This is a genomic window from Frankia sp. Mgl5, assembly GCF_023242985.1.
Lineage (GTDB): Bacteria > Actinomycetota > Actinomycetes > Frankiales > Frankiaceae > Parafrankia > Parafrankia soli.
This window is the reverse complement of sequence record NZ_JALKFY010000009.1, coordinates 61,537-73,744: the sequence shown is the minus strand read 5'-3', so window position 1 is coordinate 73,744 and position 12,208 is coordinate 61,537. Positions and strand designations below refer to the sequence as shown.

Sequence of the window (12,208 nt, the reverse complement as noted above, 5' to 3'; positions counted from 1 at the left end):
GATTCGACCTCCCGGCCCGGTCAGATTACGGGCCGGCCGGTCGCAGCCCGCGTCAGCCACCCGAACGTGACGACCGCACAATCCAGGAGTTCAACTCGATGAGCCAGCCTTCCTCGACGCCGCGTCGGGTGTTGATCGCTGAGGACGAAGCGTTGATCCGGTTGGACCTCAGGGAGATGCTCCAGGAGGAGGGCTACGAGGTCGTCGGTGAGGCGGGGGACGGCGAGACCGCCGTGGCCCTCGCGGGGAAGCTGCGCCCCGACCTCGTGATCCTGGACGTCAAGATGCCGAAGATGGACGGCATCGACGCGGGCGCGCGGATCGCCAAGGAACGCATCGCCCCGGTGGTCATCCTCACCGCGTTCAGCCAGCGCGAGCTCGTGGAGCGGGCGCGCGAGGCGGGGGCCATGGCCTACGTGGTCAAGCCGTTCCAGAAGAAGGACCTGCTCCCGACCATCGAGATGGCGATGAGCCGGTTCACCGAGATCGTCAGCCTCGAGGCCGAGGTCGAGGATCTGCAGGGGCGCCTGGAGGCTCGCAAGATCATTGAGCGGGCGAAGGGCGTACTGCAGACCGAGCACGGGATGACCGAGCCGGACGCGTTCCGCTGGATCCAGCGGACGTCGATGAACCAGCGCCGGACGATGCGCGCCGTCGCGGAGGCTGTGCTCTCCGGTGAGGCGCTGCCCAGCTCGTGAGCCCGCGCGACCCGGACCCGGCCACCAGGCCGGAGCGGGCCACCGGTCCGGACGCGGTTACCGGTCCGGACGCGGCCACCGGTCCGGAGCCGGCGCGGCCGGCTGCCGGGGTGACACTCGCCGGGTGGGTGCGTCCGGTGTCGCGGGCGGTGCCGTCCGCCGCGCGCCGGCTGGACCACTGGGCCCGCAGGTCGGCGCGTGACACCCGGGGGCGGGTCATTCTCGCCGCGGTGCTGGTGCTGGTGCTCGCTGTCCCGACCGGGCTCGGCCTGGGGCTCGCCGCGGTGCTGGGCGGTGCTGGTTCTGGAGCGTCGGCGACGAAGGTCGCCACGATCGGCGTGATGGCGCCCCTGTCGGGGGGGTCGGCCGACGCGGGCGTGAGTGTGCGCGACGCGGTCACCCTCGCGGTCGAGGAGGCCAACCGGCAGGGGGCCGTCCCGGGCTGGAAGCTCGAGGTGGCCGCCCACGACGACCTCGCCCGCCCCGACGGCGGCGCGGCCGGGGCGGATCTGTTCGCCGACGACAGCCGGGTGATCGGGGTCGTCGGCCCGCTCAGCTCCAGCGTGGCGATGGTGTCCCTGGACGGGCTGAGCAGCGCGGGCATCCCGGTGATCTCGCCGTCCAACGCGGAGCCGACGCTGACGGCGCCGGAGACCGCGTCGAACACCCGCCCGTATCCCACCTACTTCCGGCTCAGCGGCACCGACGAACTGCTCGCCCAGGTGACGGCCGACTACGCCGTGAACACGCTGGGGCGCTCGCGGATCAGCGTCGTCGACGGCGGCCCGGACTACGGCACGATCACGCTCGCGGACCGGTTCGCCCGGCACGCGCGGGACGCGGGGGCGACCGTGCCGACGGTGCACCGGGTCGACGGCGCGTCGACCGCCGGCGAGCAGGTCCGCGAGACGGCGAAGGCCATCCAGGACGAGGCGCCCGATCTGGTGTACCTGGCGACGGGTGCCGGCTTCGCCGGCGAGCTGCGTGGAGCGCTCGCGGACGAGGGGGTGGCCGTCCAGGTGATGGGCGCGGACGGTCTGCTCGACCGCGACTACGTGGAGCGCTCGGACTCCGTGGCGGACGGTGACGTCGTCGCGGACCTGTCGGTGCCGCTGTCGCGCCTCCCGGCGGCCGGTGCGTTCGTGACGGCCTACTCGGAGCGGTTCGGCGGGCCAACGGTGGGCGCGGACGGGCTCCTGCCCGACGGGACGTCCACCGAGCCGGAGCCGGAGCCGACGGCTTCCGGCGCTCCGGGTCGCGCCACGGCCACGTCCGCGTCCGTGGACCCGAGCCACACGTCCGGTTCCGGGTCCGCGGCCGACGAGTCGGGCGCGAGCAGATCCGGCGCGAGCGAGGCCGGTACGGCGAGCCCCTCGGAGCGTGAGCTGGAGGTGCGCCGCGCCCGGGACGCCGCCCTGACGGATCTGCGGGAGGCGGCGATCCCGCCGGTGGCGGCCTACGCCTACGACGCCGCGCGGGCGCTGATCCGGGCGGCGGCGGCGGTCCTGCCCGGCCGGACGGAGGTGGACGTGGCGACCCGCCAGGCGCTGGTCCGCGCGGTCGGTGCCGGGGACTTCGCCGGAGTCACCGGCCAGGTCGCCTTCGACACGAAGGGCGACGTCATCGATCCGCGCGTGGTGCTGTACTCGGTGCTCGGTGGAAACTTCGTCCCGTTGCAGGTCGACTCACCCTGATTGCTTCCCGTGACGTCTGGGTGCCAAAGCACGCCTAGTGCCACTTGAAGTCACGACACGCTCACTTTCAGCTTTCATCGCTCGGGTGGAGCCGCTAGGTTTCCGCTGCGCGGAGCGCGCCCGCGCGCCGGTGGAAAGCAGCGGAAGGACGTGGCATGACGGGCAGCCCACGCACCCCTCGACCCAGGACCAGACGGGCCGGGGTCCTGCGGCCGGTCGCCGGGGTGGTCGCGGGCCTGGCGATGGTCGGCGCGGCGTTGACCGCCTGCGGCGGTGGTGACTCGAACGAGGCCGGTACCAAGGAGTTCCTCATCGGCTTCCAGGGGCCGCTGTCCGGGGAGAACCAGCAGCTCGGCATCAACGCCTACAACGGCGTGCTGACCGCCGTCGACCTGGCCAACCGCACCGGCGGCCTGCCGTTCACCCTGCGGATCGTCGCCTCCGACGACCAGGGCGTGCCCGAGCAGGGGCCGACCGCCGCCCAGAAGCTCATCGACAACCCGGACGTCGTCGCGGTCGTCGGCCCGGTGTTCTCCGCGCCGACGAAGGCCAGCGAGCCGCTGTACAGCCAGACAGGCCTGCTGTCGGTCAGCCCGTCGGCGACCGCCCCGGTGCTCACCGACCTCGGGTTCACCAGCTTCTACCGGGTGATCGCGCCGGACACCGTGCAGGGCGCCGGCGCCGCCGAGTACCTCGCCAAGGTCGTGAAGGCCAGGCGCGTCTACTCGCTGGACGACCGCAGCGAGTACGGCACCGGCCTCTCCGGCGCCGTCGAGCGCGGCCTGAAGCAGGCGGGCGTCGCCTACACCCACGACGGGATCAACCCGACGAAGGACTACACCTCCCAGGCGACGAAGATCATGGCGGACGGCGCCGACGCCGTCTACTACTCCGGGTACTACTCCGACTTCGCGCTCCTCACGAAGGCGCTGCGCAGCAAGGGGTACGACGGGGCGATCCTCAGCGGCGACGGCTCGAACGACGACCAGTACATCCGCCAGGCCGGCGCGGCGAACGCCGAGGGCACGCTCATCACCTGCCCATGCTCGGACGCCAACACCGACCCGGCCGCCACCGGCTTCGTCAGCGAGTACAAGAAGGTCAACAGCGGCCTGAAGCCGGGCACGTACTCCGGCGAGGCCTACGACGCCACCAACGCCATCATCTCGGTGCTGCGCAAGCTCGGGACCGGCGCCAGCCGCGAGTCGGTGCTCGCCGACTTCGGCTCGGTCGACCTCCCCGGGGTGACCAAGCGGATCCGCTTCGAGCGCAACGGTGACGTCCAGGGCTCGACCGTCTACGTGTACCAGGTGAAGGACGGCCAGCGAGTGGTGCTCGGGCCGGTCAGCTCGCTCGTCAAGCCGTGACCGGCCGGCGAGCACCTTCCCGGCGGGGCCGGGCCCGGCGGGTTCGGAGCCCGCGGGGCCTGGTCCGGCCGGAGCCGCGGCGGAGGGTGGGGCATGGGCTCGGCTGAGCAGATCAGCCAGCTCACGATCGACGGTCTCATGGTGGGCGCGCTCTACGCGGTGATCGCCCTGGGGTACACGCTCGTCTACGGGGTTCTGCAGCTGATCAACTTCGCGCACAGCGAGGTGTTCATGCTCGGCGCGTTCGGCGGGCTCTTCGCCAGCCGGGCGCTGGTCCCGGCGGGCGCCACCCCGTCCGGTCTCACGTCGGCCGGGCTGGTGCTGTTCGGGCTGGTGGCAGGCGCGCTGGCCGGCGCCGCGGCCGCGTACGCGCTGGAACGCTGCGCCTACCGGCCGCTGCGCCGTCGCGGCGCGCCCCGGCTCGCCTACCTGATCAGCGCGATCGGGGCCTCGCTGTTCGCCTTCAACCTGGCCGGCAAGGAGTTCGGCCGGCAGAGCATCCCGGTGCCCGACCTGTTCACCAACGGGACCGTGGTGACGGTGTTCGGCGCGGAGATCTCCACGCAGTCGCTGGTCATCGCCTGCACGGCGCTGGCGATGCTGCTCGCCGTGGACCACCTCGTGGCCGGAACCCGGCTGGGGCAGTCCGTGCGCGCGGTGGCCCAGGACGCCGAGTGCGCCGGCCTGATGGGCGTGGACGTCCAGAAGGTCATCGTCGTGACGTTCGTGCTCGGCGGGCTGCTGGCCGGCGCGGGCGGGTTCCTCTACGCGATGACCTTCAACGCCTCGTACACGATGGGGTTCGTCCCGGGGATCAAGGCCTTCACCGCGGCGGTGCTCGGCGGGATCGGCAACGTGCGCGGCGCGGTCCTCGGCGGGCTGCTGCTCGGCCTGGTCGAGAGCTTCGGCGGCTACCTGTTCGACGCCTCCTACAAGAACGTCATCGCCTTCACGGTGCTGGTGCTGGTGCTGCTGGTGCGCCCGTCCGGTCTGCTCGGGACCAGGCTGGGGCGGCCGGCGTGAAGCTCCGCCGGCCCGCGCCGCGGCGGTCGCCCGCGGTCCGGTCGCATTCCGTCCGGGCACGGAAGGCCCAGTCGCGGCGGGCCCAGCTGCGAGAACTGCGGTCGCGGATGGCCCGGCCGTGGGCGGCCCGGCCGGGGGGTGTGCCCTGGCCGGTCGTGGCCAGGTCGCCGGCGGCCCGGCGGCTGGGTGCCTGCCTGTTCCTGGCCGTGATCGCCGCGGTGGTGACGGGCCCGTCCGGGGACGCCGACCGCCCACTGGCGGGGATCGAAGGCTCGTTCACGCCCGCGCGGGCGGCCGGGTTCGCTGCCGGGGGACTCGCGCTGTGGGCGCTGTCGATCGGTGCCGACCGGCTGACGACCCGGCTCCGGTCCGCCGGCCACGGCGCCGTGCTGGGCGGCGGTCGCCTGGCCGCGCTGGGCGGCGGGGCGCGGGTGGCGCCGGCCGGTGCCGCGTGGGCGTCGTTCCGCCGCGGCCGTTGGGCGGCGCCGGCGGGCAACCTGGCGCTGCTCGCCGTCGCCGTGGCGGTCCCGCCGCTGCTGTCCACGGCGGCCCAGCAGGCGCTGGTGAGCGAGATCGGGATCTACGCCCTGCTCGCCCTCGGCCTGAACGTCGTCGTCGGCTACGCCGGACTGCTTGATCTCGGCTACATCGCCTTCTTCGCGATCGGCGCCTACACCACGGCCTACGTGACGTCCGCGGACGCGATGCCCTGGCACGCGCTCTGGCAGGTCAACCCGTTCTTCGCGCTACCCGTCGCACTGGTCGTGGCGGCCGTCGCGGGTGTCGTCCTGGGCGGCCCCACGCTGCGCCTGCGCGGGGACTACCTGGCCATCGTCACCCTCGGGTTCGGCGAGATCGTCCAGTTGCTCGCGAACAACGCCGACGGCGTCACCGGCGGCCCGCGCGGCGTGTTCGGCCTGCCGCCGCTGTCGGTCGACCTGCCGGGTGTGCACTACTCCTGGGGCCTGAGGCCGTTGCCCTACTACTACCTCCTCGTCGTCCTGATCGTGCTCGTCATGGTGGTCTTCGGCCGGTGGGAGCGCTCCCGGACCGGCCGGGCCTGGACGGCGATCCGCCAGGACGAGGTGGCCGCCGAGGCCACGGGCGTGGCGACGATGCGGATGAAGCTGCTGGCCTTCGCCGTCGGCGCGTCCGTGTCGGGCTTCGCCGGCGTGGTCCTGGCGACCAAGCAGTTCTTCAACCCGCAGACGTTCGGCCTGCAGTCCTCCCTCCTCGTGCTGACCATCGTGATCTTCGGTGGTATGGGCTCGCGGCTCGGCGTGGTGCTCGGGGCGCTGGTCCTGCAGGGGACGGCCTTCCTCCTGCGTGACACGGTCCCGCCCGCGGACCGCTACATCTACTTCGGCGCAGTGGTGATCCTGATGATGATCTTCCGTCCGCAGGGCCTGCTGCCGCCGCGGGGCCCGCGGGCACCCGCCAGCCCCGGCCCGGCCGCCGCCCCGGAGCACCCGGCGGTTCCCACCGAGCGCGCCGGAGCCCCGGGACCAGCCGGGCCCGCAGCGTCGACCGAGGCGGCGCGGTGACCGACCGGCCCATCCCCGGCCCGCGGCCGTCGACGACCCTCGGGCCGGTCCTGGACGTCCGCGACGTCACCCTGCGCTTCGGCGGGCTGACCAGCCTGGACGGCGTCTCGCTGCGCCAGGACCGGGGAAGTGTGCTGGCCGTCATCGGCCCGAACGGGGCCGGGAAGACGTCCCTGTTCAACTGCCTGACCGGTGCCTACCGGCCGCAGCGGGGCAGCGCACGCTTCTGGCCGGCGGAGGACGGCGTCGAGCTGGTCGGGCGGTCCCCGCACCGGGTCGCGCGGCTCGGCGTGGCCCGGACGTTCCAGAACATCCGCCTGTTTCCCGAGATGTCGGCGGTGGAGAACGTGCAGGTCGGCGTCGAGGTGCGGGCCCGGACGGGGGCGCTGCGCGGGCTGCTGCCGACCAGGGCCGTGCGACGGGAGGAACGGGAGACCCTCGAGCGCTGCCATGGGCTGCTCGACTTCGTCGGGCTGGGCCACCGTGCCGAGCGGCCGGCGGCCGCCCTGGCCTACGGGGAGCAGCGACGGCTGGAGATCGCCCGCGCGCTCGGCACGTCCCCCTCGCTGCTTCTGCTCGACGAGCCGGCCGCCGGTGCCACCGCCGCGGAGCGCACGGACCTCGTCACGCTCATCCGCGCCATCGCGGGGCGGGGGATCTCGGTGCTCCTCATCGAGCACGACATCCGGCTGGTGGCCGCGGTCGCCCGCGCGATCGTCGTGCTCAACTTCGGCCGGGTGATCGCCGCGGGACGTCCCGACGAGGTTCGGGCCGACCCCGCCGTCGTCGAGGCCTACCTCGGCGAACCGGACGAGAGGCGGGACGGGCCGTGACACCGGACGGGAACCCCCTCGACGGATCGCCACTCGAGAACATCGCGCCGCTGGAGAACATCTCGCCGGTCGACAGCACGCCGCCGGTCGACAGCACGCCGCCGACCGGGAGTGCCTCGCGGGTCGGGAGCGCGCCGCGGGTCGGGAGCGTCTCGGCGTTCAGGAGCACGATTCCGGCCGGGACGTTGGTCGACCTGACCGTCCCCGAGCGGCCGCTGTTGGACGTGCGAGACGCCGAGGTGTCCTACGGAGCCGTCACCGCGCTGCGGGGGATCTCGCTGCGGGTGGACCCGGGCGAGGTGGTGGCCCTGCTCGGCGCGAACGGAGCCGGGAAGACCACCACCCTGCGGATGATCTCCGGACTCCTCCCGCCCACTCGCGGCTCGGTCTGGTTCGACGGCACCCGCCTGGCTGGCCCCGGCAGCGGCACCGGGCTCGGCGGCGCTGGCACCGGCGGCGGTACCAGCGGGAACGGCGGTACCAGTGGGAACGGCGGCGCCGGTGCCTGGTCCGACGGCACGCGGGACTCACCGGGGCTGCCGGTGCACCGGGTAGCCGCGCTCGGCATCAGCCACGTGCCCGAGGGACGGCGGATCTTCCCGGCGATGACGGTGGCCGAGAACCTCGCGATGGGCGCCTACACCGACCGTCGCCGGGCCTGGAGCCGTGCCGGCCGCGACACCCGCCGAGAAGCCCGCCGGGACGTCCGCCGTGGCCTCGACCGCGTGCACGCGCTGTTCCCACGCCTCGCCGAGCGGGACCGCCAGCCCGCGGGCACGCTCTCCGGCGGGGAGCAGCAGATGCTGGCGATCGGGCGGGCGCTGATGGCCCGGCCCCGGCTGGTCCTGCTGGACGAGCCCTCTCTCGGGCTGGCCCCGAAACTGGTTGCGACGATCTTCGAAGTGATCGAGGAGATCAACGCGGACGGGGTGACCGTCCTGCTGGTGGAGCAGAACGCGGCGGCGGCGCTGCGGATCGCGCACCGGGGCTACGTCCTGGACACCGGCCAGGTGGCACTCGCGGGCAGTGCTGACGAGCTGGCCCGCGACCCCCGGGTGCGCGACGCCTACCTGGGCAGCCCGAGCGATTCCGACGCCGTGGCACCCTAGATTCCGACGCCGTGGCACCGAAGTGGCACCAGTGCCGGGGATGTGGCTCGCGGGGCCTGTGACCGGCGCTTTGGCGAATGCCCGGGGTGGACTTTGGTGCCGTCCGAACCTTCCCCGTGCCCGGCGTTTTCTACTCGTCCGCCCCGGGCGTCCACCTGCAGTCGACGGTAGCAGGGCGGCTGCGCGCGCCGTTCACCGCGTACCGGTCACGGCTTGCGGTCCGCGTCGCCCGATCCCGGCGCCGGGACCTTCCCGCCGGCCGGTGGGCGGTCGCGCAGCATGCAGGTCAGCCGGCAGGTGCACACCGCCCGGCCGGCCTCGTCAGTGACCCGGATGTCGTAGGTGGCCAGCGTCGACCCCCCGTGCACCTGAGTCGCGACCGCCGTCACGACGCCGTCGGTGACCGCGCGGTGGTGGGTGGCGTTGATCTCGATCCCGACGGCGACCCGGTCGGCCCCGGCCGAGAGCATCGAGGCGACCGAGCCGACGGTCTCCGCGAGCGCCACCGAGGCACCGCCGTGCAGCAGGCCGTAGGGCTGGCGGTTCCCGGCGACCGGCATCGTGGCGACCACGCGCTGCGCGCTCGCCTCCGTCAGCACGATCCCCAGACGTTCGCCGAGCTCACCGCGGTGCTCGTTGAGCTCATTGAGCATGTTGATCTGATCGTCCGTACTCGTCGCCGTTCTGGACACGTCGAGCACATTAGTTCAATTCCTCATTGGTCATCGGGCGCGGTCGGCGTCCGGCGCAGGCACGGGGCTGGGGCTGGCCAGGGCGGTGCAGGGCCTGCGCACGCCGCCGGCTCGACCGCGCGGCCGCCGCGGGCCACGGCCGATCACGGAGTTCCGCGGAACCTCGGAACTCCGACAAACCGCGACCACCACGAACAGCTCGGCGTAGGGCTCGTGGCGCGTCCCGGTTGTATCTCCTCCTGGCCCTCCGCCGGACATGCGCGGACCTGTCGTACCCACGGCCTAGACTCGCCGCGTGCCTGCGACTACCTCGTCCCCGTCCCGCGGTTCGTCGGCGTCCGGCGTCCCGTCGACGTCCGCGGGCCGTCCGCGGCTGCTGCTGCTCGACGGGCACTCGCTGGCCTACCGCGCCTTCTTCGCGCTTCCGGTGGAGAACTTCTCGACCACCACCGGCCAGCCGACGAACGCCGTCTACGGCTTCACCTCGATGCTGATCAACGTTCTGCGCGACGAGACGCCCACACACGTCGCCGTCGCGTGGGATCTGCCCACCCCGACGTTCCGGCACACGCAGTACGCCGAGTACAAGGCCGGTCGCTCGGAGACGCCGGCGGACTTCGTCGGCCAGGTCGCGCTGATCCACCAGGTCTGCGACGCGCTGGCGGTGCCAGGGGTGAGCGCCGCCGGGTACGAGGCCGACGACGTGATCGCCACCCTCGCCACCCAGGCGTCCGCGGAGGGGATGGACGTCCTGGTCGTGACCGGCGACCGCGACGCGCTGCAGCTGGTGAACGAGCGGGTGACGGTGCTGATGACCCGCAAGGGCATCAGCGACATGACGCGTTTCACCCCCGACGAGGTGCAGGCCAAGTACGGCCTGTCCCCGGCGCAGTACCCCGACTTCGCCGCGCTGCGCGGCGACCCGTCCGACAACCTGCCCTCGGTGCCCGGGGTGGGGGAGAAGACGGCCACCAAGTGGATCCAGCAGTTCGGCTCGCTGGCCGAGCTGGTCGACCGGGCCGACGAGATCGGCGGCAAGACCGGCGCGTCGCTGCGGGAGCACCTGTCCAACGTCATCCGTAACCGTTCGCTGACCGAGCTGGCCCGTGAGGTGCCGCTGGAGCTGACGCCGGCAGACCTGCGCCTGCACCCCTGGGATCGCGAGGCCGTCCACCAGCTCTTCGACACGCTGCAGTTCCGGGTGCTGCGGGAGCGGCTGTACGCGGCGCTGTCGGTGGCGCCGCCGGCCGCCGACGAGGGCTTCGAGATCGAGCTGAGCATGCTCGGGCCGGACGAACTCGCCTCGTGGCTCGCCGAGCACGCCTCCGGCGCCGGCCGCACGGGCCTGCACCTGCGCGGCACCTGGGGCCGGGGCACCGGGGTGATCGTCTCGGTGGCCCTCGCCGCCGCCGACGGCGCCGCCGCCTGGATCGACCCGACCCAGCTCACCGCCGGCGACTCCGCGGCCCTCGGCGACTGGTTGGCCGACCCGGACAGGGCGAAGGCCGGCCACGACCTCAAGGGCCCGATGCTGGCGCTGGCCGAGGCCGGTTTCACCCTGGCCGGTGTCACCAGCGACACCGCGCTCGCGGCCTACCTGGCGCTGCCCGGCCAGCGCTCCTTCGACCTCGCCGACCTGGCCCTGCGCTACCTGCACCGCGAGCTGAAGTCGGACGCCCCGAGCAACGGCCAGCTCACCCTCGACGGCTCCGGCGAGGCCGACGAGGCGGAGGCCGACGCGATCCGCGCCCGGGCCGCGCTCGAGCTGGCCGACGCCCTCGACGGCGACCTGGAGCGCAGGTCCGCGGCCCGCCTGCTGCGGGAGATGGAACTCCCGCTGGTGACCGTCCTGGCGACGATGGAGCGCGCGGGCATCGCGGCCGACGAGGATCATCTTCTCGAGCTGCAGAAGCACTACGGCGGCGAGGTGGCCGACGTCGCCGCGCAGGCGCACGGCATCGTCGGGCGCACCTTCAACCTCGGCTCACCCAAGCAGCTCCAGCAGATCCTGTTCGACGAGCTCGCGCTCCCGAAGACCAAGCGCATCAAGACCGGCTACACGACCGACGCCGACGCGCTGGCGTGGCTGGCCACCCAGTCCGACCACCCGCTGATCCCCGTGCTGCTGCACCACCGCGACGTCGCCCGGCTCAAGACCGTCGTCGACTCGCTCATCCCGATGATCGACGACGCCGGCCGGATCCACACCACGTTCAACCAGATGATCGCGGCGACCGGCCGGCTGTCGTCCACCGACCCGAACCTGCAGAACATCCCGATCCGCACCCCGCAGGGCCGGCAGATCCGGCAGGCGTTCGTGGTCGGCCAGGGGTACGAGACACTGCTGACGGCCGACTACTCGCAGATCGAGATGCGGCTGATGGCGCACCTGTCCGGTGATGCCGGCCTCATCGAGGCGTTCGCGTCGGGCGAGGACCTCCATTCCTTCGTGGCCGCGCAGGCGTTCGGGCTGCCGGTCTCCGAGGTCGATCCCGAGCTGCGCCGGCGTATCAAGGCGATGTCCTACGGGCTGGCCTACGGCCTGTCCGCCTTCGGGCTCGCCGGCCAACTCGGAATCGCCCCCGATGAGGCACGCGAGCAGATGGACGCCTATTTCGCCCGTTTCGGCGGCGTTCGGGACTTTCTGCGCGGGGTCGTCGACCAGGCCCGCCGTGATGGTTACACCGAGACCATCATGGGCCGCCGCCGTTACCTGCCCGATCTGACCAGCGACAACACCCAGCGCCGGCAGATGGCCGAGCGGATGGCGCTGAACGCCCCCATCCAGGGATCGGCGGCCGACATCATCAAGATCGCGATGTTGGGCGTGGGGCGGGCGCTGCGCTCGCGTGACCTGAGCTCCAGGCTGCTGCTGCAGGTGCACGACGAACTCGTCCTGGAGATCGCCCCCGGCGAGCGGGCTGAGGTCGAGGCGCTGGTCCGAGCCGAGATGGGCGGCGCGTACGAGATGTCCGTGCCGCTCGAGGTGAGCGTCGGCGCCGGCCGGACCTGGGACGAAGCCGGTCACTGACACCGGCGACCGGAGCCCGGCTTCCCTGCTTTCCGCCTCTTTCCCACCTCTTTTTCGCCTTTCCGGCGATGGAGTCGACAATCCTGGCCGTGGTCATCGTCGTCGGTGTTGAATCGTCCGGAATTTACGCTGCCTGTCCGAAATGTGGTTGGTAAAGCATCGTCGCGGACGTTAGATTCATTCGGTTTTTGGTTATGTTCTGACTACGTCAGGTCTC

At 72.6% G+C, this 12,208-nt stretch carries 9 protein-coding genes; 8 read left to right on the top strand and 1 reads right to left on the bottom strand.

Going from position 1 to position 12,208, the window contains the following annotated elements; genetic code table 11:
- Nucleotides 1–98: 98 nt before the first annotated feature.
- The 7 genes from MXD62_RS06745 (at nucleotide 99) to MXD62_RS06715 (ending at nucleotide 8,268) form a co-directional block, all read left to right on the top strand.
- Nucleotides 99–698 carry an ANTAR domain-containing response regulator gene (locus tag MXD62_RS06745; protein ID WP_020459639.1) on the top strand — a complete coding sequence of 200 codons (600 nt, stop codon included), beginning with the start codon at nucleotides 99–101 and terminating at the stop codon, nucleotides 696–698.
- Nucleotides 695–2,392, top strand: coding sequence for a branched-chain amino acid ABC transporter substrate-binding protein (locus MXD62_RS06740; RefSeq protein WP_248828553.1), 1,698 nt, complete (start codon nucleotides 695–697; stop codon nucleotides 2,390–2,392). The genes MXD62_RS06745 and MXD62_RS06740 overlap by 4 nt, the downstream gene beginning before the upstream one ends.
- Nucleotides 2,393–2,547: 155 nt before the next feature.
- On the top strand, nucleotides 2,548–3,759 hold the full coding sequence (locus MXD62_RS06735) for a branched-chain amino acid ABC transporter substrate-binding protein (protein WP_248828552.1): 1,212 nt from the start codon (nucleotides 2,548–2,550) through the stop codon (nucleotides 3,757–3,759).
- Between the two features lie 93 nt (nucleotides 3,760–3,852).
- A complete protein-coding gene (locus MXD62_RS06730) occupies nucleotides 3,853–4,782 on the top strand; it encodes a branched-chain amino acid ABC transporter permease (RefSeq protein WP_020459642.1) in 930 nt (309 codons plus the stop codon).
- A gap of 107 nt (nucleotides 4,783–4,889) precedes the next feature.
- A complete protein-coding gene (locus MXD62_RS06725) occupies nucleotides 4,890–6,326 on the top strand; it encodes a branched-chain amino acid ABC transporter permease (protein ID WP_248828551.1) in 1,437 nt (478 codons plus the stop codon).
- Nucleotides 6,323–7,159, top strand: a complete 837-nt coding sequence (locus MXD62_RS06720) for an ABC transporter ATP-binding protein (RefSeq protein ID WP_248828550.1) — start codon at nucleotides 6,323–6,325, stop codon at nucleotides 7,157–7,159. Before MXD62_RS06725 ends, MXD62_RS06720 begins: the two co-directional genes overlap by 4 nt.
- A 170-nt stretch (nucleotides 7,160–7,329) precedes the next feature.
- Nucleotides 7,330–8,268, top strand: a complete 939-nt coding sequence (locus MXD62_RS06715; RefSeq protein WP_308301205.1) for an ABC transporter ATP-binding protein — start codon at nucleotides 7,330–7,332, stop codon at nucleotides 8,266–8,268.
- 206 nt (nucleotides 8,269–8,474) lie between these two features.
- On the opposite strand, the gene MXD62_RS06710 is transcribed toward MXD62_RS06715, so the two are convergent.
- Nucleotides 8,475–8,969: a PaaI family thioesterase gene (locus MXD62_RS06710; RefSeq protein ID WP_248828549.1), complete on the bottom strand. Its 495-nt coding sequence runs from the start codon at nucleotides 8,967–8,969 to the stop codon at nucleotides 8,475–8,477.
- Between the two features lie 286 nt (nucleotides 8,970–9,255).
- On the opposite strand from MXD62_RS06710, the gene polA reads away from it, so the two are divergent.
- The gene (gene polA / locus MXD62_RS06705; RefSeq protein ID WP_248828548.1) at nucleotides 9,256–11,991 is read left to right on the top strand and encodes a DNA polymerase I; all 2,736 of its coding nucleotides are present in this window, start codon (nucleotides 9,256–9,258) and stop codon (nucleotides 11,989–11,991) included.
- Nucleotides 11,992–12,208: the final 217 nt, after the last annotated feature.

Bases quoted from the DNA above. Each gene is read 5' to 3' on its own strand.
- MXD62_RS06745 (WP_020459639.1), top strand. From the start codon at position 99: ATGAGCCAGCCTTCCTCGACGCCGCGTCGGGTGTTGATCGCTGAGGAC.
- MXD62_RS06735 (WP_248828552.1), top strand. From the start codon at position 2,548: ATGACGGGCAGCCCACGCACCCCTCGACCCAGGACCAGACGGGCCGGG.
- MXD62_RS06730 (WP_020459642.1), top strand. From the start codon at position 3,853: ATGGGCTCGGCTGAGCAGATCAGCCAGCTCACGATCGACGGTCTCATG.
- MXD62_RS06725 (WP_248828551.1), top strand. From the start codon at position 4,890: ATGGCCCGGCCGTGGGCGGCCCGGCCGGGGGGTGTGCCCTGGCCGGTC.